22 protein-coding genes are annotated in these 23,373 nt (G+C 33.4%); all 22 read left to right on the plus strand.

What is annotated here, in order from left to right; genetic code table 11:
* Window positions 1-6 precede the first annotated feature (6 nt).
* A complete protein-coding gene (gene dnaG / locus D4A81_RS05545) occupies window positions 7-1,746 on the plus strand; it encodes a DNA primase (protein ID WP_111524127.1) in 1,740 nt (579 codons plus the stop codon).
* Between the two features lie 10 nt (window positions 1,747-1,756).
* The gene (gene rpoD / locus D4A81_RS05550; RefSeq protein WP_111524128.1) at window positions 1,757-2,914 is read left to right on the plus strand and encodes an RNA polymerase sigma factor RpoD; all 1,158 of its coding nucleotides are present in this window, start codon (window positions 1,757-1,759) and stop codon (window positions 2,912-2,914) included.
* A gap of 8 nt (window positions 2,915-2,922) precedes the next feature.
* Entirely contained in the window at window positions 2,923-3,603 is a 681-nt protein-coding gene (locus D4A81_RS05555) for a tRNA (adenine(22)-N(1))-methyltransferase (RefSeq protein WP_111524129.1), read from the plus strand.
* Window positions 3,590-4,378, plus strand: a complete 789-nt coding sequence (locus D4A81_RS05560; RefSeq protein ID WP_111524130.1) for a Nif3-like dinuclear metal center hexameric protein — start codon at window positions 3,590-3,592, stop codon at window positions 4,376-4,378. The genes D4A81_RS05555 and D4A81_RS05560 overlap by 14 nt, the downstream gene beginning before the upstream one ends.
* Window positions 4,379-4,381: 3 nt before the next feature.
* Window positions 4,382-5,479, plus strand: a complete 1,098-nt coding sequence (locus tag D4A81_RS05565; protein ID WP_111524131.1) for a response regulator transcription factor — start codon at window positions 4,382-4,384, stop codon at window positions 5,477-5,479.
* Window positions 5,469-6,896, plus strand: a complete 1,428-nt coding sequence (locus D4A81_RS05570; RefSeq protein ID WP_111524132.1) for a sensor histidine kinase — start codon at window positions 5,469-5,471, stop codon at window positions 6,894-6,896. Before D4A81_RS05565 ends, D4A81_RS05570 begins: the two co-directional genes overlap by 11 nt.
* Before the next feature lie 194 nt (window positions 6,897-7,090).
* The gene (locus D4A81_RS05575) at window positions 7,091-8,158 is read left to right on the plus strand and encodes an ABC transporter substrate-binding protein (RefSeq protein ID WP_111524133.1); all 1,068 of its coding nucleotides are present in this window, start codon (window positions 7,091-7,093) and stop codon (window positions 8,156-8,158) included.
* Between the two features lie 67 nt (window positions 8,159-8,225).
* Window positions 8,226-9,728 (plus strand): sugar ABC transporter ATP-binding protein, encoded by a 1,503-nt coding sequence (locus D4A81_RS05580; protein WP_172621793.1) that lies wholly within the window; start codon window positions 8,226-8,228, stop codon window positions 9,726-9,728.
* Window positions 9,725-10,777: an ABC transporter permease gene (locus tag D4A81_RS05585; RefSeq protein ID WP_111524134.1), complete on the plus strand. Its 1,053-nt coding sequence runs from the start codon at window positions 9,725-9,727 to the stop codon at window positions 10,775-10,777. The genes D4A81_RS05580 and D4A81_RS05585 overlap by 4 nt, the downstream gene beginning before the upstream one ends.
* On the plus strand, window positions 10,767-11,786 hold the full coding sequence (locus tag D4A81_RS05590) for an ABC transporter permease subunit (protein ID WP_111524135.1): 1,020 nt from the start codon (window positions 10,767-10,769) through the stop codon (window positions 11,784-11,786). The genes D4A81_RS05585 and D4A81_RS05590 overlap by 11 nt, the downstream gene beginning before the upstream one ends.
* A gap of 212 nt (window positions 11,787-11,998) precedes the next feature.
* Window positions 11,999-14,458, plus strand: a complete 2,460-nt coding sequence (locus tag D4A81_RS05595) for a vWA domain-containing protein (RefSeq protein WP_242977569.1) — start codon at window positions 11,999-12,001, stop codon at window positions 14,456-14,458.
* Between the two features lie 148 nt (window positions 14,459-14,606).
* Window positions 14,607-15,059 carry a signal peptidase I gene (gene lepB, locus D4A81_RS05600; protein ID WP_242977571.1) on the plus strand — a complete coding sequence of 151 codons (453 nt, stop codon included), beginning with the start codon at window positions 14,607-14,609 and terminating at the stop codon, window positions 15,057-15,059.
* Window positions 15,056-16,309 carry a DUF7601 domain-containing protein gene (locus tag D4A81_RS05605; RefSeq protein WP_111524137.1) on the plus strand — a complete coding sequence of 418 codons (1,254 nt, stop codon included), beginning with the start codon at window positions 15,056-15,058 and terminating at the stop codon, window positions 16,307-16,309. Before lepB ends, D4A81_RS05605 begins: the two co-directional genes overlap by 4 nt.
* Before the next feature lie 2 nt (window positions 16,310-16,311).
* Window positions 16,312-17,049: a class B sortase gene (srtB, locus tag D4A81_RS05610; RefSeq protein ID WP_111524138.1), complete on the plus strand. Its 738-nt coding sequence runs from the start codon at window positions 16,312-16,314 to the stop codon at window positions 17,047-17,049.
* Between the two features lies 1 nt (window position 17,050).
* The gene (locus D4A81_RS05615) at window positions 17,051-17,896 is read left to right on the plus strand and encodes a sortase (RefSeq protein WP_111524139.1); all 846 of its coding nucleotides are present in this window, start codon (window positions 17,051-17,053) and stop codon (window positions 17,894-17,896) included.
* A gap of 92 nt (window positions 17,897-17,988) precedes the next feature.
* Window positions 17,989-18,666: a copper homeostasis protein CutC gene (locus D4A81_RS05620; protein ID WP_111524140.1), complete on the plus strand. Its 678-nt coding sequence runs from the start codon at window positions 17,989-17,991 to the stop codon at window positions 18,664-18,666.
* A 230-nt stretch (window positions 18,667-18,896) separates the two neighbouring features.
* Window positions 18,897-19,775, plus strand: a complete 879-nt coding sequence (locus D4A81_RS05625) for a YicC/YloC family endoribonuclease (RefSeq protein WP_111524141.1) — start codon at window positions 18,897-18,899, stop codon at window positions 19,773-19,775.
* A 7-nt stretch (window positions 19,776-19,782) separates the two neighbouring features.
* Complete coding sequence (gmk, locus tag D4A81_RS05630) at window positions 19,783-20,415, plus strand: guanylate kinase (RefSeq protein WP_111524142.1); 633 nt, start codon at window positions 19,783-19,785, stop codon at window positions 20,413-20,415.
* The gene (gene rpoZ, locus D4A81_RS05635; protein ID WP_007591751.1) at window positions 20,416-20,661 is read left to right on the plus strand and encodes a DNA-directed RNA polymerase subunit omega; all 246 of its coding nucleotides are present in this window, start codon (window positions 20,416-20,418) and stop codon (window positions 20,659-20,661) included.
* 72 nt (window positions 20,662-20,733) lie between these two features.
* Window positions 20,734-22,056, plus strand: a complete 1,323-nt coding sequence (gene rimO, locus D4A81_RS05640) for a 30S ribosomal protein S12 methylthiotransferase RimO (protein ID WP_111524143.1) — start codon at window positions 20,734-20,736, stop codon at window positions 22,054-22,056.
* Entirely contained in the window at window positions 22,053-22,592 is a 540-nt protein-coding gene (pgsA, locus tag D4A81_RS05645) for a CDP-diacylglycerol--glycerol-3-phosphate 3-phosphatidyltransferase (RefSeq protein ID WP_111524144.1), read from the plus strand. The genes rimO and pgsA overlap by 4 nt, the downstream gene beginning before the upstream one ends.
* A 46-nt stretch (window positions 22,593-22,638) precedes the next feature.
* On the plus strand, window positions 22,639-23,367 hold the full coding sequence (locus D4A81_RS05650) for a nicotinamide-nucleotide amidohydrolase family protein (RefSeq protein ID WP_111524145.1): 729 nt from the start codon (window positions 22,639-22,641) through the stop codon (window positions 23,365-23,367).
* Window positions 23,368-23,373 lie beyond the last annotated feature (6 nt).

A 23,373-nucleotide genomic window follows, 5' to 3' on the forward strand; every position in this document is an offset into this window, starting at 1 on the left:
AAATAATTGTATTATTCAAATGATTTAATAGATGAGGTAAGATCTGCCAATGATATAGTAGATGTTATTTCAAGCTATGTGAAGATACAAAAAAAAGGTGCGAATTATATGGGGCTTTGCCCGTTTCATTCAGAAAAGTCTCCTTCGTTTTCAGTATCACCAAGTAAACAGTTATTTCATTGCTTCGGTTGCGGTGTAGGAGGAGATGTAATTACATTTATAAGGCAATATGAGAATTACTCTTTTACAGAAGCGTTAAACTTGTTGGCTAAGAGGGCAAATATAGAATTGCCACAGGTAAGTGAAAACGATCGTGCAAAAAATGATGAAAAAAATATTATATTAGAAATAAATAAAATGGCAGCTAAGTACTTTTATGACAATTTATTTTCATTAGATGGAGAAATTGGGTTAAAGTACTTCAGTGAGAGAGGGCTTAGTGCAAGAGATATAACACATTTTGGATTGGGATTTGCAAGAAAGACACCAAATGATTTGTATCAGTATCTAAGATCATCAGGATATAATGATGATATATTGAAAAAAAGCGGACTTATAAATATTGACGAAAAGGGTGTCAGAGACAGGTTTTGGAATAGAGTTATGTTTCCGATAATAGATGCCAATGCCAGAGTAATAGGATTTGGTGGAAGAGTATTGGGAGACGGTTTGCCTAAGTATGTTAATTCGCCTGAAACACTTGCATTTGACAAGAGTAGAAATCTTTATGGACTTAATTTTGCAAAACGGACAAGAAGAGATTTCTTTTTGATATGTGAGGGATATATGGATGTAATCGCTCTACATAAGGCAGGCTTTGAAAACTCTGTAGCAAGTCTTGGTACGGCGTTGACAGCATTGCATGTGAAGCTTATTGGAAGATACACTAAAAAGGTAATATTGACATATGACTCTGATAATGCCGGTATTAATGCTGCTAAGAGAGCTATTCCTCTTTTGAAAGAGGAAAATATAAATGTAAAAGTTTTATCTATGGCTCCATACAAGGATCCGGATGAATTTATAAAAAATCTAGGCAGTGAGGAATTTCAAAAGAGAATAGATAATGCTGATAATGCTTTTCTTTGGGAAGTGGAGACACTAAAAAGAAATTATAATTTAAATGAACCGGATGAGCGAACAAACTTTTATAGAGAAGTTGCAAGAATGCTAAGTCAGTTTGGAGAAAAGCTGGAGAGAGAAAATTATACTCATGCTGTGGCAAAGAGACTTATGATTGAATATAAGGCACTTTTTGATATGGTAAATTCTTTTGGAAATTTTACAAATTCAACTAAGATTGTGCAGAGTAAGGATAAACCAAAAGTTGACAGTGGATATACTAAAGCACAAGGGCTTTTACTTACATGGATGGTAGAAGAAATAGAACTCTTCAAAAAGATAAGTGAGTATATTTCACCACAGAATTTTAGTGAAGGATTCTATCGTGATGTAGCAATAAAAATATTTGATAAGTTAAACAGGGGAGATTTAACATTTTCAAATATTTGTGACGACTATACGGAAGATATGGAAAAGCAGAAACTGCTTTCAAAAATACTTAATACAACCTTGGGGACTAACCTTAGTGATGACGAAAAGAAAAAAGCCATCACTGAAAGTATACTTAAAATTAGACAGGCAAGTTTAGACGAGAAGAGTAAAAATGCAAAAGGAATTGAAGAATTCCAAAAAGTTATAGAGGAGCAGGCTATTTTACGAAAGCTTTGTATTGATTTAGGTTAGTGGAGGTAGTATGAGGGGGACTAATTTAAAAAATGAGTTTGAAAAAATATTTAAAAAAGATAAGGACGGAAAGTTTACAGCCTTAAGTATAAAAAAAATCTTCAATGAAAATGATATTCCAAAGGAGTACTTATCTGATTTTATAGAATTTCTTGAAAAGAAAGATATTTTTGTAGATGAAGAGTTGGCAGAGTTTGATGCAGATACAGATCCTGAGGAGTATATCCTGTTAAATGATACAGAATTTGAAGATGAGTTTAATGAGGAAGATATCAAGGACTTGAAAGATATAAACTTAAATATCTTGGACGATTTAGACGACTATGTAACAATAGAGGATTCCATAAAGATGTATCTAAAAGAAATAGGAAAGATACCCCTTTTGAGCGTAGATGAAGAACTTGATCTGGCTAAGAAATTATCTGATATTGATTATAGTATAAGAAAAGAAGCTGAAAAAAAGATGGCTGAGTCTAACTTAAGACTGGTGGTTAGCATTGCTAAGAGATATATGGGTAGGGGGATGCAGCTTTTGGATCTTATACAAGAAGGAAATCTTGGTCTGTTACGTGCTGTTGAAAAATTTGACTATAAAAAAGGGTTTAAGTTCTCAACATATGCTACATGGTGGATAAGACAAGCTATTACAAGGTCTATTGCAGATCAAGCAAGAACTATAAGAATTCCGGTACACATGGTCGAAACCATCAATAGACTTATAAAGACGCAAAGAAAACTTGTTCAAGAACTTGGACGAGAGCCAAATGCTGAAGAGGTGGCAAAGATTATGAATTTACCGGTAGCTAAAGTCAGGGAGATAATGAACTTTGCAATGGAACCGGTGTCTATGGAAACTCCCATAGGTGATGAAGAAGATTCGCATCTTGGGGATTTCTTACAAGATTCCAATGCCAAGGTACCTCTAAACTTTGCTATGGACGTACTATTACATGATCAACTTATGGAAGTTATAAAGTCACTTACTGAAAGGGAACAAAAGGTAATATTACTGCGTTTTGGATTAGAGGACGGTAAGCCAAGAACACTTGAGGAAGTTGGAAAAGTTTTTGGGATTACAAGAGAGCGAATCAGGCAGATAGAAGCAAAATCGCTTAGGAAGCTTAGAAATCCGTCAAAATCAAAAAGACTTAAAGATTTTTTGGAATAGAGAAAAAGATGAGATTATCAAAAAGATTGCAAACTATCGCAGATTTTATAAAGAAGGATGCAATAGTAGCGGATATAGGAACTGACCATGCACATATACCGATCTATCTTATAGAAAATAAGATAATTGCCAAGGCATATGCTTGTGATATAAATATTGGACCATTAGAAAAAGCTAAGGAAAACATTAAGTTTTTCGGTGTGGAAGAAAACATTGTTCTAAGACTTTCAAATGGTCTTGAAAAAGTATCAAATGATGAGGTAGATACTATAATTATAGCAGGTATGGGTGGTGAACTTATTATTGATATTTTGGAGAGAGGTAGAAAATTTTTTGATAAGAAAAATACATTTATTCTTTCACCTCATACTAAGATAGATGAAGTACGGAGCTACCTTTTAAAAAACGGATTTGAAATATTTAGAGAAGATATGTGTATTGATGAGGGGAAGTTCTATACAGTAATGGAAGTTGTGTATATAGGTATTGAGAGCTTCTATTCAGATAGAGAACTTTTATATGGCAGATATCTTATTGGGAATAAAAATACTATATTGATAAAATTTCTTGAAAAAGAAAGGAACAAGTATTTGAATATTATTTCAAATGAGGGATTGAATACTGAAAGAAAAGAAGAACTTTTAAAAAGACTGAATATAATTGAGGAGACCGTAGATGAAATGCAATGATATTTTAGAATATTTAAATAATCTGTACCCACTGGAGCTGGCTATGGACTGGGACAACTCAGGATTTTTACTTGGCAAAAGAGATGCAGATATAAAAAATGTTTTAGTGGTACTTGATATCACAAATGATGTTCTTGACTTTGCAATAGAAAATAAAATTGATTTGATAGTGTCACACCATCCGATTATATTCTCATCTATAAAGAGAGTTACAGATGAAAATCTTTTGGGAAGTTATATTTTAAAAATACTTGAGAACAATATTTCAGTGATAGCAATGCATACAAATTTTGATATTGCAAAGGGCGGTATGGCTGATATAGCTATGGAGAAGCTTTATCTTAGTAATACAAAACCTCTTGAGGTAACGGATATTATAGATGGAGAAGCAGTAGGCATTGGGAAAATAGGAGATCTGAAAGAGCCATTAAGCATAGATGAACTTATTGATCTTGTTAAGAAAAGCTTTGGTTTAAAGAGTGTTGTAGTATTTGGTAGAGAAAATGTAAGGGGAAGTATCTCAAAAATTGCAATAAGCCCGGGGTCAGGGAAAGGAATGTATAAGTATGCACTTGGTGAGGTGGATGTACTTATTACAGGTGATATAACTCACCATGATGGTCTTGATGCAATTAATGACGGAATATGTATTATAGATGCTACACATTATGGTCTTGAGCATGTATTTATAGAAAAAATTGCAAATGATCTGAATAAATATGATGGAATAAAAGTTTTTGAATTCAAAAGTACAAATCCTGTGGAGATAGTATAGGGGATGGTAAAAATTTTTTTAGTAGAGGATGAAAAGTTTGTTAGAGAAGGTATAAAGAATGAAATAGACTGGAAATCATATGGATTTGATTTTGTAGGGGAAGCTGCGGATGGAGAATTGGCACTTCCCCTAATTGAGATGTCAAGGCCCGATATTCTGATTACCGATATAAAAATGCCCTTTATGGACGGTTTGGAACTTGGAAGGATAGTAAAGGAGAAATTTCCGGAAACAGTAATTATATTTCTAAGTGGCTATGATGATTTCGATTATGCACAAAAAGCAATACATATAGGTGCATCTGAATATCTTTTAAAACCTATTTCAAAGGAAAAACTCTTATCTGTGCTAAAGAAAATAAAGACAGTTATTATTTCAAAGTCAAATAATACTGTTGAAAATATAAAAATAGAAGATATTGAAATTGATATAAAGAAATTTGATACATCAGGATTTAATAAAGGTAAATTAAAAGAGTTTGTAATAAGTGGAAACAGTTTAGATATTGAGAGCTTTGTAGATGTATATATGAATACATTGGGTAGTCAATTAAAATCTCTGATATTTAGGCAGTATATTATTATGGATGCATTCATAGAATTAAACAATATTTTTGATAATAATGTGACTGAAAAAGAAATTTTTGGAAATAAATTTGGAAGTATGGAAGCATTCGATTTGGCAGTGACAGATATCTATACAGTGAAAGATTATTTATTAAAAATTTTACTATATACAGTTGATAAAAGGGAACAGCTTGCAGGAAAGAATTATAGTTTTTTATTAAACAAAGCAAAGGACTTTGTTGAGAAGAATTATATGAATTGTGATATATCATTGAATAATGTGGCAGAATATATAGGACTGAGTCCTACATACTTTAGTACAATATTTAAGCAGGAATTGGGAATTAATTTTATAGATTATTTGACAAAGACCAGAATAAATGAAGCTAAAATACTTTTAAGAAGTACTGATAAAAGAATATCAGATATCGCCATGGAAGTGGGATACAGAGATCAGCATTATTTCAGTTCGTCATTTAAAAAATATCAAGGTGATACCCCCAAGGCATATAGAGAAAATAAAAATGAAAAATAGTATACAAAATTATGTTATGAAGAGGTTGCTTATAACCTTTATTCCTATATTATTTATTATTATTTATCTTTTATTTGTGTTAAAATGGCAAAATGATAAGTACATAAATATAGTCAAGAACCTTAGCATTGCTACAGAATTTAATTTTAAATTTAAAGAGAATATTGATCATAAGATGTATAGAGTAGTAATAGGTGCTGACACCATAGAAAATCAAAATCCATACGAAGATCTGGATTATGCAAAGAATATATTTGAAAAGCTTTTGGAATACAGTGATTCAAATGATGATAAGAACAGGCCGAAAGGACTTATAATTCTTACGGATATACTGAAAAAACAGATAGACAATATTGCAAAAAGTGACATTTACAAAGACTACAATAAAAATATGGATAGTCTGGAGTATGATATAAGAGTAACAACAGAGCTTATAGAAGATACTGTAAATGACTACATTTATGAGGAAACAAAGGAGCTTAATGTATTAAGTATCATGTTGAGAGATCAAATGACAGCTATATTTGTTGCCAGTATTATAAGTATATTTTGTATCTTATATTTTACTGTTTTTATGTACAAAAAGGTATCTAGGCATATAGCAATACCTATTGAAAAGCTTTGTAATTATACAAAGAGGAGTGAAAATGATTTATTAGAAAATAATCTGGAAAGTAATATTTTGGAGATTGATGAGCTTTCTGAAAATTTCAATGATAAAATTATTAGAATAAAAGAACTCATAGAAAATATAAAGATAGAGCAAAAGAATAAGAAAAATACAGAGCTGTGGCTGTTACAGTCACAGATAAATCCACATTTTTTATACAATACTCTGGATACGGTAGTTTGGATGGCTGAAGCCGGTGATTCAAAAAAAGTTGTAGAGATGATTACAGCATTATCAAGTTTTCTAAGAATAGGACTTAATAATGGAAGAAGGTTTATACAGATAAGGGAGGAAATAAGGCATATAGAAAGCTATTTAAAGATACAGAAATTTAGATATGAAGATATTTTAGAGTACAGTATAGAAATAGAAGATAGCTTATATGATATGAGAATTTTGAAGCTTTTATTACAGCCAATAGTAGAAAATGCACTATACCATGGTATAAAATATAAGAGATCAGGTGGTAAAATCTGTATAAAGGGCTATATTAAAAATGATAGAATAATTTTAAGTATAATGGACAATGGTATAGGCATGGATAGTATAAAACTTGCAAGCCTAAGAAGTATCATCGAAGGGAAAAGTATAGAGGAAAATGACAAAGTAAGAACTTCAAGTGAGGGTTTTGGAATATATAATGTAGCAGAAAGAATCAGGCTTTATTATGGCAATGAATACGGGATTATAATTGAAAGTGAAGAGGGAGTGGGTACAAATGTTATGATAGAATTACCTGTAGAATAGAAATTTCATTTTAAGACCACATACTGTACATATTATTCATAATATATTGAACATTTATCTTAAAATAACATACAAAAATATAAAGTTAAAAAAATAATATAAAAAATACGCAAAAAAATCTATGTTTTCATAGGTTTTTTTATATTATAATATAGGAAACAAAAGTTTCGTAAATAAATTCAAAGGAGGAGTTTATGAGTAAAAGAGGTTTAAGTTTGTTTGTATCCGCAATTATGTTGACAATGTTTGCACTTACAGGCTGTGGTGGAGGAACTAAGGCAACTGAAGAGACCAAGGCAGTTGAAGCAACTGAGGCTACAAAGGAAGAGGCAAAGAGTGAAGAATCTAAAGAAGCCGGAAAAACCATAGTAGTAGGTTATGCACAGGTGGGTGCTGAGTCTGATTGGAGAACAGCAAATACAGAGTCATTTAAAACTACATTTGTTCCTGAGAATGGATATGAGCTGATATTTAATGATGCACAGCAAAAACAGGAAAATCAAATAAAGGCTATCAGAGATTTTATACAGCAGGAAGTTGATTATATAGTACTTGCACCTGTTGTAGAGACCGGATGGGATACTGTTTTACAAGAAGCAAAGGATGCAGGTATACCTGTAATACTTTCAGACCGTATGATAAAGACCTCAGATGATTCGCTTTATACTGCACTTGTATGTGGTGATTTCATAAAAGAGGGTGAGACTGCAGGCCATTGGCTTGAGGATTATTTGAAGTCAAAGAATGTAGCAGCTGATGAAAAGATTAACATAGTTACACTTCAAGGTACAATAGGAGCATCAGCTCAAGTAGGTAGAACAGACGGATTTGCAAATGTTTTAGCAAATAATGCAAACTGGAATATGCTGGCAAAGCAGACAGGTGAGTTTACACAGTCAAAGGGTCAGGAAGTTATGGAGTCATTCCTAAAGCAGTTTGATGATATTGATGTTGTAGTTGCAGAAAATGACAATATGGCTTTTGGTGCTATAGATGCAATAAAGGCTGCAGGAAAGACATGCGGACCGGATGGCGATATAACAGTTATATCATTTGATGCTGTAAAGGCAGCTTTTGATGCAATGATTGCAGGTGATTTGAATGCAAGTATTGAGTGTAGCCCACTTCATGGGCCAAGAGTAGCAGAGATTATTCAAAAACTTGAGAAGGGTGAAACAGTGGATAAGATTCAATATGTGGATGAATCATATTTTGATACAAGTATGGATCTTGAGAAGATAAAGTCTGAGAGAGCTTATTAATTTATTTTGTATAAAGGTAATAGTGGGAGTGAGGAGTGGATTGCCCCTCACTCCTTTTGAGGTGATTATGGATAATCTATTGGAGATGAGAGGTATTTGTAAAAATTTTCCGGGAGTAAAGGCACTTGAAAATGTAGATTTTAGTTTAAAGAAGGGTGAAATCCATGCTTTGATGGGAGAAAATGGTGCAGGAAAATCCACTCTTATAAAGGTACTTACCGGAGTTGAGGAGTTCGAAACCGGAAAGATTATTCTAGAGGATAAAAGCATTGTAAATAAAAGCCCAAAGGAAGCACAAAGAAATGGAATCAGTACAGTTTATCAGGAAGTGAATCTTTGTCCTAATATATCTGTAGCAGAAAATCTTTTTTTAGACAGAGAACCAAGAAAGTTTGGACTTATTGACTGGCAAAAGATGAATAGAATGTCCAAAGAACTTTTAGATAAACTGAATATTAATATAGATGTGACAAAGCCGACTGAGAATTATTCCATTGCAATACAGCAGATGATAGCTATAGCCAGAGCAGTAGATATGTCAGCTAAGGTACTTATACTTGATGAGCCGACATCATCCTTGGATGATGGAGAAGTTGAAAAACTCTTTACACTGATGAGGAAACTAAAAAAAGATGGCATCGGTATAATATTTGTTACACATTTTTTGGAGCAGGTATATGCTGTATGTGATAAGATCACTGTACTAAGGAATGGATGCTTTGTTGGTGAATTTGAGGTGGAAAATCTTCCAAGGGTACAGCTGGTTGCAAAAATGATGGGTAAGGATTTCAATGATCTTGAAAACATTAAGGGAGAGGGCAAGGAGTCTGATAATAAAGAAGTTCTTTTAAAGGCTGAGTCTATTGGTTCAAAGGGTAATATAAGGCCTTTTGACTTGGAATTAAATAAGGGAGAGGTAGTAGGAATAACAGGCCTACTGGGCTCAGGGCGTTCTGAGATGGTAAGGTCTATATATGGAGCGGATAGAGTTGATAGTGGAAAGCTTGTTTTTAAAAATAATGAAGTAAAAATAAATGCACCTATAGATGCTATGAAGCTTGGTATGGCATATCTTCCTGAAAATAGGAAGGATGAAGGAATTATAGCGGATTTGTCAGTTAGAGAGAATCTGATAATAGCATTGCAGGCAAAGCAGGGTATTTTTAAGCTTATTCCAAACAAAAAGCAGGAGGAATTTGTAGATAAATATATTGAAATATTACAGATTAAAACTGCAAGTAGAGAAACACCTATAAAACAACTTTCAGGTGGTAATCAGCAAAAGGTAATACTGGGTAGATGGCTGCTTACAAATCCGGATTTACTAATATTAGATGAGCCAACCAGAGGTATTGATGTAGGAACAAAAACAGAAATACAAAAACTAGTACTAAGCTTGGCAAATGATGGTATGAGTGTAATATTTATTTCATCAGAGATAGAGGAGATGATTAGAACTTGTTCAAGAATGGTGGTAATGAGAGATAAGAAAAAAGTTGGTGAGTTGAAATCTGATGAGATTTCTCAAAATAATATAATGAGTGCTATAGCAGGAGGTGCAGATAAATGAGTAAATTTAATTTAAAAAAAATATCATCTGCCAGATTATTTCTGCCCATACTGAGTTTGATTTTGGTTTTAATTATAAATATGATAAAGACTCCCAATTTTTTCAATATCACAGTACAAAATGGGGTTCTTTACGGATATATAATAGATGTTATCAATCGTGCAAGTGAGCTTGTTATATTGGCAGTTGGTATGACTTTAGTTGTAGCTTCATCAGGAGGTACAGATATATCGGTAGGTGCGGTTTGTGCATTGGCCGGTGCGGTTGCCTGCTTTGTTTTATCAGGAGGAGAAGTTTCTACAGATATATACCATGCACCATATATATTAGCATTTTTTGCTGCAATATTAGTTGGACTGGCCTGTGGTTCATTTAATGCATTTCTTGTGGCGAAGATGAATATACAGCCTATGGTTGCAACCCTTATATTGTTTACAGCAGGAAGAGGAATGGCACAGCTTGTAACAAATGGTCAGATAACCTATATCAGAGTGGAATCGTTTAAAATGCTGGGAAATTCAATTCAAGGCATTCCGCTTCCCACCCCTGTATTTGTTGCAATAGTAGTAGTTATATTGACTTTGTTAGTGCTAAAAAAGACTGCTTTAGGACTTTACATAGAAACTGTCGGTATAAATAATAAAGCTGCAAAGCTTGTGGGATTAAATCCTGTACTTATACAATTTATAGCATATGCATTTTGTGGGCTTTTAGCAGGTCTTGCAGGAATGATTGTATCATCTAGAGTTTATTCGGCAGATGCGAATAATGCCGGTCTTAATATAGAGCTTGATGCCATACTTGCAGTGGCACTGGGTGGAAACAGCCTGGGTGGAGGCAAATTTTCATTACTCGGAAGTGTTATAGGAGCTTATACTATTCAGGCACTTACGACAACATTGTATGCTATGAGCGTTTCTGCAGATCAGCTTCCGGTATATAAGGCTATAGTTGTAGTGATCATAGTTTCTTTGCAGTCTAAAGAATTTCAAAGGATTATAAGAGAACTTAAGCTTAAAAAGAAAGTGGAGATGGCATATGAAAGATAAGATAAAAAATATAGATAACAAGACATTTTTACTTTATATGACGATAGTTCTTTTTATTATAATGTATGCTATTGGAATTATAATGTTTGGAAGTAAGGGATTTCAAAAGCCACAGGTATTCCTCAATCTTTTTATATCAAATGCAGGTCTTATAGTTATAGCTACAGGTATGACTATGGTAATAATATCAGGTGGTATTGATATTTCTGTCGGATCATTTGTCGCACTTACCTGTATGGTACTGGCCTTTATGATGGAAAAGGGTAAGATGAGTGCAATAAGTTCTATTTTTGTAGTAATTATAATGGGACTAGTATTTGGATTTGTCCAAGGAGTACTTATATCATATCTGAATATACAGCCATTTATAGTAACTCTTGCAGGTATGTTTTTTGCAAGAGGTATGACTGCAATTATATCTCAAGAGATGATAAGTATAACTAATGAGACATTTCTTTCCTGGGCAAATAAAAAGGTTACCATTCCTTTATTTGGAATAGTGAATAAAAAAGGTGTAGTAGTATATCCATATATTTATCCAACTGTAATAATCGCATTAATTATACTGGTACTTATGTTTGTTTTACTGAAATACACAAAGTTTGGAAGAAGTGTATATGCAGTAGGTGGAAATGAGCAGTCTGCACTGTTACTGGGGCTAAATGTAAAAAAGATAAAATTACAGGTATATATACTTAATGGCTTGCTCTGTTCTATAGGTGGATTTTTATTCTGTCTAAATACTTGTGCAGGTTTTGTGGAGCAGGCAAAGGGATTTGAGATGGAAGCAATAGCCGGTTCTGTTATAGGAGGTACATTGCTGACAGGTGGAGTTGGAAATGTATTTGGAAGTCTATTCGGTGTACTTATAAAGGGAACAATAGAGGCATTTGTAAGCTTCCAGGGAACATTATCTTCTTGGTGGACAAAGATAATAATAGCAACAATATTGGCATTCTTTATAATATTGCAGAGTATATTGGCAATGTCAAAGAAGAGCCGGAAGTAAAATTATATGTAGAAATAATATTTTGTTATAAGTGAATAATTTTTAAATGCTGTCATTTATATATGGCAGTATTTTTATTTTTAGGTTGAAATTTTATGAACATATGTTATGATAAGTCCATATTATTTTGATGGAGGAGGTGCATAATAATTTTAAATTTTATATACAAACATTTTAGAAAAATATTGTTTGTTTTTTTTATATGCTTAATTGTGTATTTGTTTAAAGATACACTTGCAGATATAGCGACTCCTTCAAATGCTGAATTTAGTGATATAGTTATCTCTCCTGATGTGGCTACGGATTCAAATGCAAAGCGGTATGAAGTAAATCTGGACGGTATTAGTGTAATAGTTAGTGCTCCGGCAGATGCATTTGATAGAGAGGTTACACTCAAGGCTAGAAGGTTAAGTAAAGATGAGATTGATAATAATATAAATCCTGAAGATGGAGATGATTATATAGGAAATACAGCAAGCTCTAATATGATTGAGACTGTAGCGGCTTTTGATGAGAGTATCGAAGAAACAAAAGAAGTTATAGAAGAGATTGGAGAAAGCGTAGCGGATAGTGAACAGATAAGTGAGAATATAAATTATTTAGATGATGCAGTAATAGGAAATGATGAATCTGAAAGCGAAACTTATCCGGAAGATTCGATATCTTTAGATATTCATTTTGAGGATGAAAATCAGTTAGAGATAGAACCTTTGACAACTGTATATGTAAATATAAAGATTGATAATGATATGTTGCCGCCGGGGGCAAAACCTGAAGATACAGAAGTTTATCATATAAAGGATGATAACAGCGTAACGAAGATAGAAGATATTGCTCTTACAGAGGATAAAGAAGATAACAGTATCACTACTAACTTCAGTACAGACGGATTTTCAACCTTTACTTTGATATGGGGTGGAAAATTTAAGGTCAATATAAAGTATGTGGATACAAACGGTAATGAGATAGCTTCCGATTTGAATCAACTAAGTATATATAGAGACCATAACGGATATTTTAATAATTCCAATGATAAAATAACTCCAAAGCAGCTGGATACCGGCATACCGGGAATGAAGTATAAGTATGCCAGAGTAAGGATGTCAAATGGAACGGTTGTTGACAATGTAATTCAAATCGAGAGAGAAACCAGCCTTATAAAGGGTATGAGATATACTGTAGACGGTACAAACTGGGTGGTTTTCGGACCTAATGAAATGCAGTTCCTCGAATTGGTATATGAACCTGAAAACGCCACCAATACAAGGCGAGGAAAGGTAAGGATATCTAAAAGTAAAACTGTAGAAGATCCGGATAAAGACGGTATATATGATTTGACTCTTGAGATCAACAATCTTACCGGAAGTACTACAGATAAAGCAAATCTTGATGTGCTATTCTTAGTAGATACTTCAAGCTCAATGAACAGAAGAATAAGAGTTGGTGATGATCCAAAGATGAATGTAGTTCATAACAGCTTGAGAAGATTTCTAAATCAAAATTATCTGGACAGCAATATGTATAATGTCAATTATGCTTTAGTTGGAATTGATGCAGATCCGACTGTTTATCAAAACTGGACTGCTAATAAAAGTTCAATTATAAGTAATTACCCATGGGCAGCAAGTGGACAAAGTCGAATTAATTATGAAAAAGGATTTGTAAAGGCAAATGAACTGTTTAGAAACGGAAGAAGTGACGCTTTAAAAATGCTTATTTTTTTAACTGATGGAGACCCTACATATTATACAAATCATAATACAGGGCATAATGAAGGCTTTTTAATTGACAGATACAGTCCTATGGCTATGCTACACGGTCAGTTTGCATTGTATGCTATTGATCTGGACTATTTTTTCAGCATAGGTTTGGGGGATACAAATGATTATAAGCATCTAAAGGCTTTGACAAACTCAAATGATAATGACAGTCCTATAAAGGGCTACAGAGGTATTACATTGCCTGCAAATGGTGTGGAGGTAGGTTCAAGTCCGTACTCGGCTGATAGTTTGGAAAATCTAATGGATCAATATAGATATATTATTTCAGTTATGAACAGTATCACAGTAAGTAATGTATCTATTGAGGATAAGCTTAGTCAGTATGCAATGATTGCAAAGAATAGCTCCGGACAGCTATATCCTCTGGAAATAGAGGTTATAGGTGGTACCGGTTTAGTTACAGGGCAGCATATTTCGTCAAATACTTATAGGTTAATAAGTACATTGAAAAATCCTCAGTCAGATTTGGTGGCTAATTATAATGATGCGACAAAGACTATAAGCCTTAGATTTCCACCCAATTACGTCTTGGAAAAGGGATATAAATATAGAATAAAAGCTAAGATAAAGACTACACCTTTGGCAGAGGCAACGTATGCAAGTACAGGGCAGTTCCAAAAGCATAGCAATGGAAGTAATGTAGTCGGAGATTCTGGTACAGGTTCAAAATCCTCAAATCAGAAAGGTTTTTACTCAAATGATACGGCAAAAGTTAGTTATTCGTATAAGGGTAATGATGTAATAGATTATTTTAAAAAACCTGTTATCCAACCATATATAAAACCAGTACCTACAGGTGTGGCATTTGATATATCTTATGCCTTAATATTTATAATAATGTCGATTCTTTCGATTGGAATATTCGGCTTCAATAGGAGGAAAAGATGTTAATATATTTTATAACTATTCATAAACATGGTGATATGAGAGCATGAAAAAGCAATAGTTAATACATATATAGGAGGATGGATTTATAGAGGAAAAGGAGAAAATTAAAAAAAAGAGTATAGCAGAAGTCAAGTCATTTATAATAAGATTATTGACATTAGCTGCAATGCTTTATGTTTTGGTATTCATAGTATTTGGAATTAGGATTTCGCCAAATAATGAGATGTTGCCAAGAGTTAGAGCAGGAGATTTATTATTCTTTTACAGACTTGAGAATAATTTAAAATCAGGTGATGCTATTTGCTATAAAGTGGATGGTGAAAAATATATTGGAAGAATAATGGCAGCGTCCGGAGACAGCATCGATATTGATGATAACGGCAATGTTATACTAAATGGTGCTATTTTGGTAGAGGATGATATCAAGGGAAGTACCGGTAAATATGATACTAATATTACATATCCGATAATACTTGGAGAAAATGAATATTTCATACTTGCAGATAATAGAACGCTTGCAAAAGATAGCAGGTATTTTGGAGTAGTAAACAAAAAAAGTATTGAAGGAAAAATAATTATTGTTATAAGAAAGGATAATATATGATGTTAAAAAAGATAATGACTTTGGTGGCGACAGCTACCATGACAGTTGCTATGGCGGGGAGTGTTTTTGCAGTAGAAACAACAAAGCAGTTAAAGCCGGCAACAGGTACACCAAACAAGATTAAGTTTACTAAAGAAATGAAGATATATAATGTAGATGATACAACCGGTGGCAGTGCAAAGGCACCTGATGTTAAGTATACATATACTATAACAGGAAGCAATGGTGGTGGCGGAAAGACACCTATCAGTGGTACTGATGGTGGAATCACTGTAATTGCAGGTACAGCTTTGCCTACAATTTCAGCAGCAGAGTTCAGCCATAATGATACAATTACAAGCCACCTTGTAAAAAAAGAAGTTACAGTAGACTTTACAGAGCAGTTTAATGAAGATGGTATTGATGATATAACAGTTCCCGGTATCTATAGATATGAGATTACAGAGACCGGTAATTTTAACCTTACTACAAGCCAGCATGACTATACAGGAGATGTAAGCCAGCTAACAGGTGGCAAGGAGAAGAGGTATCTTGATGTATATGTAGGATACAATGCGGCAGGAAAGCTTGAATTGAAGACAGCCGTCATGATGAAGAAAGATGCTACAGTTACAGACAACTCAAAGACTACAGGTTATATCGATGATTTAAATGGTGCAATTACAACGGACAATAAGGATGATGTAAGTACATTTAAGACAAGAGATATTATCCTTCAAAAGGATGTAGCAGGTAACATGGGTTCTACAACTGAAGAGTTTAAGTTTACTATTGATCTTAGCAATATCGGTGTAGGTATGGACTATGTAGTATCTTCCACAAATACTGCAAACCCTAATTCTATTACAGGCGTTACAGGAAATACATATTCTTTGACAAACGTTAAACTAAAGAGTGGTCAGACTATAAAGATATCAGGTCTTCCATCTACAGCTAAGTATAAAGTTACTGAGGATGTAACTGCGGTAGGACCGGCAGGATATAAGACAACTCATGGTATTAATGTTGCTAGAATTACAGCACCTACATCTACAAACCAGTATACAAATGTAGCCGCTGTAACAGCAGTTACCACAGTGAAGTCAGATGATACAGTTGCAGATACAATATTCTTCTTGAACTATCGTGATACACCTACACCTACAGGTGTTGCAATGAGCGTAGCTCCTTTTGCAATCATGGCAGGATTTGGAATTATACTTATCTTAGTATTCTTTAAGAGAAGAAAGAAAGAAGAAGTTGAGAACTAAAGATGAATTTTATAGGAAAATGTGCATACATAGGAAATAGGATTATAGATATAATCGTTATTCTTATGGCGGTGATAATGTTTTTGTTTGGAGCATATTCACTATATGATATTTTTCATGTATACAAAGGGGCATCTCTTTCAAGTGAAATCTTAAAGAGTGCCCCCGGTACTACCGGAAATGAAAAGGATACAGTAAATGTAGAGGCATTATTTAACAAATATCCTGATATGAGAGCATGGCTCAATATTTTTGATACTAATATTAATTATCCGGTAGTTCAGGGTATTGATGATGCGGAGTATCTCAATAAGGATATAGATGGTGAGTTTTCTTTGGCAGGATCGATCTTTTTAAGCAGCCTATGTAATGGTGATATAAGTGAGCATTATTCACTTGTATACGGACATCATATGGACAATGGTGCTATGTTTGGTGATGTGGAAAAATTCCTTGATAAGAGCTTTTTTGACAGTCATGAAAATGGCATTTTATATACAAGAACAGAAATATATGATGTGAAAATATTTGCTGTGCTTCAGACAGATGCATATAATGAAAAAATTTATTTTCCATATTTTGCAAATACTCAAAAAGATGATTTCTATAATTATCTACAGGAAAATGCGGTAAATATCAGGGAGGTAAATAGGAATAATAAAGTTATCACAATGTCTACATGTACAGAGTCCTATACAAATGGAAGAATTGTACTTTTTGGTGAACTTATAAGGAGATGATATGAAACAAATTTATAAAAAAATCATATTTTTCCTTTTGATGTCATGTTTTATATTTGTGCCGGAGAATGCTCTGGCAGCAAATGTTAAACTGCCAATAAATATAAATGTATCAGGAAGCAATCCTATTTACTATAGATATGACTTAAGTGTAAGTAAACTGGATTCGCATGATAATATTGTTTCAAATACGATAGTTCCGCTTTTTTTACAGCGGAATGGAACGCTGATATATGATTTTGGTGACTTTGATGATGTAGGCGAATATAAATATAATATAAGTCTTTCAAATACAGACAATGAAAAATTTGAGTTTGATAAAAGAAATTATATAGTCCATATCCAGGCTTTGACTAATGGATATGATATATATACTAATACTTATCTAGAGGATCCACTTGAAGCTGCAAAGCCGGCAGCGCTGGATTTTAATGTAAAATATCTTGTAGAGATTAAATATCCTAATGGTAAAAACAATAAGAATGACGGCTCTGATTCAAGAGGTGAAAAAAAAGATAGTAGTAAAAAAGATAATAAAGAAAGTAGTAGTAAAAAAGATAATAAGGATTCTAAAAAGATAGATAAAAATTACGGGGACACAAATAGTGAAAGTGAACCTGAGAGCAATGGAGATATTGTGCCGGTAATTGAGATTGATGATCCTTCAAATGTATCGTCTATAAACGAGGAAGATAAGGGCACAATGATAGATATTGCAAAGAAAATAAAGAAAGCAATAGTAAGAACAGGTGATGAGAGTACACTTGAATTTTATATAATATTGTTCTTTATTTCAATATGTACTTTTATATTGTTGTTCTTTAGAAGAAAGAAAAACCACCGGTAAGCAAATTGTTGTTGTAAGGTGGTTTTTTTGTATTTACGGAAATGGTATTTAGGAATATAATAGCCTTAATAGAATTGAATTAAGGAGTTACTATGATTTTAGAGGCCTGTATTGAAAATATTACTTGTTTAAAGGAAGTAGTTAATGCTGGAGCAAATAGGATTGAACTCTGTGATAATCTGGCAGTGGGTGGAACTACTGTAAGCTTAGGCGTAAGGGATTATGCCAAGTATTTTTGTGATTCAAATAATGTAGAGCTTGCAGTGATGATAAGAGTAAGAGGAGGAAATTTCGTATACAATAATATAGAAAAAGCTGTTATGTACAATGACTTGAAGGAGATGGCAAGGCAGGGGATAAAAAGAGCGGTTATAGGTGCATTGACAGAAGATGGTGATATTGACAAGGATTTTATAAAGGAACTTGTATCAGCACCAAAGTTTTTTAGAAAAGAAATGAATTTTACTTTCCATATGGCATTTGATCATATTGGTGTTGGACTTGAGCCTAAGGAGGCACTTGAAAAAAGGATTGAGGCAATAAAGACACTTTCAAAACTTGGAATTGACACAATACTTACACATGGAAGTCATGAAAGCAATGATATATTTGAAAATATAGAAACTCTGAAGGCTTATATTGAATGTGGAATTAAAAATCATGTAGATATAATGCCGGGTGGTGGAGTGAATTTTGAAAACTTGGATAAGTTAACAAAAAAACTCCCCAATATGGTTGCAGCCCATGGAACAAAAATAGTGGAGATATAGAACGAAAGCTACTGTACAGTCGGATATACTACAAAGATTATCATCTTGTAAATCGAAAGTACAGTAGTTTTTTGTTGCTAAAAAATATCTCCTGCTATAAAAAATATCTCGCACCATCATATTACAAAAATGCTGTTTTTCTTAAATTATTGCTATAGCTTTATTGACTTGTAAAAGAGAAAAAAGTATAATTAAGTGCATATGTCATAAACCTGAATGGAGATGAAACATTGATAAAGAGTATGACAGGCTTTGGTAGAGCCGAAGAAATAACAGGTGATTACAAATTATCTATAGAGATTAAATCTGTAAACCACAGATATCTGGATTTGAATATAAAGATGCCCAGAAGATTTTTCCCATTTGAAGCTGAGATAAGAAATGTTGTAAAAAAATATGTTTCAAGGGGTAAGGTGGACTTATTTATAAATTATCTGGACTTTAAAGATAAGGCAAGTGGAGTATATCTGAATAAAAATATAGTTAAAAAATATTTGGATATAGGATTGGAACTTTGTAAAGATTATAAGATAACGGATGATTTGAAGGTATCACATATTTTGAATCTTCCGGATGTGATAAGTATTGATGAACCTAAGCTTGATGAAGAAGAGATTAAGGCACTTTTATTCAAAGTACTGGAGGAGGCTTGTAAATCTTTCTATTATACGAGAGAGGCTGAGGGAGAAAAGCTTTTAGAAGATGTAAGTTCAAAACTTGAACTTTTGACATCTACTACAGATGATATAAGAGAAAGATATCCTATAGTTTTGGAAGAGTATAAGAATAAGCTGCTTTTAAAAGTAAATGAACTTTTGAATGGAGCAGGTATTGAAGAGAACAGGATCGCTACAGAAGTGACTCTATTTGCAGATAAGATATGTGTAGATGAAGAGGTTGTAAGACTTATAAGTCATATAAATGCTATGTCTGATGAGATGAAGCTTGATATAGGTATAGGAAGAAAGTTGGACTTTATAGCACAGGAGATGAATAGAGAGGCTAATACAATTCTTTCAAAATCTACAGACTTAAATATATCAAATTATGCCATAATATTGAAAACTGAAATAGAGAAAATAAGGGAACAAATTCAAAATATAGAATAGAGGAAATATGGCTGACGGAATTTTGGTTGTTGTATCAGGTTTTTCAGGTTCGGGTAAGGGCACTCTGATGAAAAAGCTGCTGTCAGAATATGATGATTATGCATTATCTGTTTCTGCTACAACAAGAGCCCCGAGAATGGGAGAGGTAGAAGGAAGAGAATATTTTTTTAAAAGTAAAGAAGAGTTTGAAAAACTGATACAAAATGATGAATTAATAGAATATGCATCATTTTGTAATAATTACTACGGTACACCAAGAGATTATGTACTGGAGCAAAGAAAAAGCGGAAAGAATGTAATTCTAGAAATAGAAGTACAGGGTGCTTTAAAGGTAAAGGAAAAATATCCGGATACAATGCTTATCTTTATCACACCACCGGATGCACATATACTTAGAGAGAGGCTTGTTGGTAGAGGTACTGAGTGTGAAAAGGATATAAAAGCAAGATTGCATCAGGCTGCATGGGAAGCAGGCTGCATGAGCAAGTATGATTATGTACTTGTAAATGATGATTTGGAAAGGGCTGTAAAGGAGCTTAATCAAATTATTTCAAATCGTGGAAAAATGAAAGCAGATAACAGAGATTTTATTGAGAAGATAAAAGAAGATTTAAACAGGATTTTTATGGAGGAAGAATAAATGTTACACCCATCATACAGCGAACTTATCAATGTTGCAAATGCGGATGTAGATCCGGGAGAGGCACCTGTAGTACAAAGTAGATATTCGATCGTAATTGCAAGTGCAAAGAGAGCAAGGCAGATTATTGATGGTGAGATACCTGAGGTAAAGGCTGATGGAAAAAAGCCGCTTTCTATTGCAGTTGAGGAATTGTTTGAGCAGAAGGTTAGAATAACAAATGATGATCCTAATAACGAAGCTTAAGAATCATTTTGATTTGCCATCATTTATATGATGGCTTTTTGTTAATATTAGGATTTATATTGAAAGGTTTATATGAAGATGTCAATGGTGTCACTTGGATGTGACAAGAATACAGTAGATTCAGAGATGATGCTGGGTCTAATGAATGAAAAAGGATTTGAATACACAGATGTGGATGAAGAAGCTGAGGTAATGATAATTAATACCTGCGGCTTTATACAGTCTGCAAAAGAAGAAAGTATTAATGCCATTTTGGAGGCAGCAAAACTAAAAGAAGAAGGTGCTCTTAAAGCATTAATAGTTACAGGTTGTCTTGCTCAAAGATATAAAGATGAAATAATAAAGGAAATACCGGAGGTAGATGCTCTTCTTGGTACATCAAGCTTTGATAAAATAGTTGAAACTGTAGAAGATGTACTTGGTGGAGAAGTAAAAAATGAATTTCTTGATCTTGATAGATTGCCATCTATTTCAAATAAGAGAAAGAATTCAACAGGTGGATATTATGCGTATCTAAAGATTGCAGAAGGTTGCAATAAAAATTGTACATACTGTATTATTCCATCGCTACGTGGCAATTACAGAAGTTACCCACTTGATGATTTAATAAATCAGGCAAAAGATTTGACAGCTCAGGGAATCAAAGAACTTATTTTGGTAGCCCAGGAGACTACTCTCTATGGTGTAGACTTATATGGAGAGAAGAGATTACCAAAGCTTTTAAAGGAACTTGCAAAGATTGAGGGCATAGAGTGGATCAGAATACTTTATTGCTACCCGGAAGAAATCACAGATGAGCTCATTGAAGTGATAGCCAATGAGGATAAGGTATGTAAATATTTGGATATACCTATACAGCATGCTTCAGACAAAATACTTAGAAAAATGGCAAGAAGAACTTCATATAATGATTTGGTAAATATTATAGATAAGCTTAGAAAGAATATACCGGGTATTACACTTAGAACTACCATAATCTCGGGATTCCCCGGGGAGACAGAAGAAGATCTTGAAACAGTTATTGATTTTATCAAGAATATGAAATTTGAGAGACTGGGAGTTTTCACATATAGTGAAGAAGAGGGTACAGTTGCAGCAGGCTTTGATAATCAAATCGAAGAAGAAGAAAAAGAGGCTAGAAGAGATAGGATAATGAGAGTTCAGCAGGAGATATCAGAACAGAATCTTGAGAAAATGGTAGGAAAGAAATTCAAGGTGCTTATAGAAGGTAGACTTCCTGAGGAAAATGTATATATTGGAAGAACCTATATGGATGTTCCCGGTGTGGACGGATATGTGTTTGTAAATACTAACAGAGATTTTATGTCAGGAGATTTTTGTGATGTCATCATAACAGGTTCGTCTGAGTATGATTTGATAGGAGATGTACTATGAATTTGCCAAACAAATTAACAGTTTTGAGAGTACTGTTGATACCTTTTTTTGTGGCAAGCCTTTTATACAAAGGTGGGGAAGATTATAAGTTTAGAATAATTGCACTTGTAATATTTGCGATTGCTGCACTAACAGATACCCTGGATGGAATGATTGCAAGAAAATATAATCTTATCACAGATTTTGGAAAGTTTATGGATCCACTTGCGGATAAGGTTTTGGTATGTTCCGGACTTATTTGTTTTGTTGAACTTAGGCAGCTTAGTTCAATTGTTGTACTTGTGGTTATAGCAAGAGAGTTTATAATAAGTGGTATAAGGCTTGTAGCCTCTGATAATGGTGTAGTTATTGCTGCGGCTATGTCAGGTAAGTTAAAGACAGTTGTACAGATGATCACAGTCATTTTGCTTATAGTTAATTTACCACAGCTGAGCATGGTGACAAATATTTTTATTGCTATTATGCTTTTACTTACATTGTTTTCACTAGGTGAGTATATTATAAAAAATAAGAATGTTATAATGAGTAGTAAATAATTGATTGATATCGAGTATCAAAATAGAATTATATAAAGGAGCAAAAATGGATAATATTACAAGAAATAAGACTATAAAACTTATCGGAATAAGTGAAGTGGAGATAAAAAAATCTCTTCAGGATATAATAGAAGATTCTGATATAGATATTGATATAAAGTCTTTTGATTCTAAAAATTATATAATACTTACAGCCAGTGCTGATACTGAAGAGAGGGCTAAGGATATAATAAAGCCGGTAGCAAAGGAAATAAAGAAAAGATTTGGAAATTATATCTATTCTACAAAGGAAAAAGTATCTTTGGAAATGAGTGTGGTAAATCTTCTTGAAAAATATGAGCTTACAATCTCAACAGCCGAGTCATGCACAGGTGGTCTTTTAGCCGGAAGATTAATAAATGTTCCCGGAGTTTCTGATGTATATAAAGAGGGGTTTATTACATATACAAATAAAGCGAAGAGAAAGACTTTGGGAGTAAGCAAGGCCACACTGAAAAAATATGGAGCAGTAAGCACACAAACTGCTAAGGAGATGGCATTTGGTGCAGTGCTTGAAGCAGATACAGATGTAAGCATCTCAGTAACAGGTATTGCAGGTCCGGATGGCGGTACTGATGAAAAACCTGTTGGACTGGTATATATAGGTGTTTGTATAAGAGATAGTGTAGTTGTAGAGGAGTTTAGATTTACGGGTGACAGGGCAAATATTAGGGAACAGACTGTGATTTCAGCCCTTGGATTACTAAGAAAATGTATTTTAGATCATTTCTCTTAAGAGAGG

Origin of the sequence: Lachnoanaerobaculum umeaense, from assembly GCF_003589745.1 — a bacterium.
GTDB classification, from domain to species: domain Bacteria; phylum Bacillota; class Clostridia; order Lachnospirales; family Lachnospiraceae; genus Lachnoanaerobaculum; species Lachnoanaerobaculum umeaense.

Coding starts and splice junctions, on each gene's coding strand:
- rpoD (WP_111524128.1), top strand. CDS start 1,757: ATGAGGGGGACTAATTTAAAAAATGAGTTTGAAAAAATATTTAAAAAA.
- D4A81_RS05555 (WP_111524129.1), top strand. CDS start 2,923: ATGAGATTATCAAAAAGATTGCAAACTATCGCAGATTTTATAAAGAAG.
- D4A81_RS05560 (WP_111524130.1), top strand. CDS start 3,590: ATGAAATGCAATGATATTTTAGAATATTTAAATAATCTGTACCCACTG.
- D4A81_RS05565 (WP_111524131.1), top strand. CDS start 4,382: ATGGTAAAAATTTTTTTAGTAGAGGATGAAAAGTTTGTTAGAGAAGGT.
- D4A81_RS05570 (WP_111524132.1), top strand. CDS start 5,469: ATGAAAAATAGTATACAAAATTATGTTATGAAGAGGTTGCTTATAACC.
- D4A81_RS05575 (WP_111524133.1), top strand. CDS start 7,091: ATGAGTAAAAGAGGTTTAAGTTTGTTTGTATCCGCAATTATGTTGACA.
- D4A81_RS05580 (WP_172621793.1), top strand. CDS start 8,226: ATGGATAATCTATTGGAGATGAGAGGTATTTGTAAAAATTTTCCGGGA.
- D4A81_RS05585 (WP_111524134.1), top strand. CDS start 9,725: ATGAGTAAATTTAATTTAAAAAAAATATCATCTGCCAGATTATTTCTG.
- D4A81_RS05590 (WP_111524135.1), top strand. CDS start 10,767: ATGAAAGATAAGATAAAAAATATAGATAACAAGACATTTTTACTTTAT.
- D4A81_RS05605 (WP_111524137.1), top strand. CDS start 15,056: ATGATGTTAAAAAAGATAATGACTTTGGTGGCGACAGCTACCATGACA.
- srtB (WP_111524138.1), top strand. CDS start 16,312: ATGAATTTTATAGGAAAATGTGCATACATAGGAAATAGGATTATAGAT.
- D4A81_RS05615 (WP_111524139.1), top strand. CDS start 17,051: ATGAAACAAATTTATAAAAAAATCATATTTTTCCTTTTGATGTCATGT.
- D4A81_RS05620 (WP_111524140.1), top strand. CDS start 17,989: ATGATTTTAGAGGCCTGTATTGAAAATATTACTTGTTTAAAGGAAGTA.
- gmk (WP_111524142.1), top strand. CDS start 19,783: ATGGCTGACGGAATTTTGGTTGTTGTATCAGGTTTTTCAGGTTCGGGT.
- rpoZ (WP_007591751.1), top strand. CDS start 20,416: ATGTTACACCCATCATACAGCGAACTTATCAATGTTGCAAATGCGGAT.
- rimO (WP_111524143.1), top strand. CDS start 20,734: ATGAAGATGTCAATGGTGTCACTTGGATGTGACAAGAATACAGTAGAT.
- pgsA (WP_111524144.1), top strand. CDS start 22,053: ATGAATTTGCCAAACAAATTAACAGTTTTGAGAGTACTGTTGATACCT.
- D4A81_RS05650 (WP_111524145.1), top strand. CDS start 22,639: ATGGATAATATTACAAGAAATAAGACTATAAAACTTATCGGAATAAGT.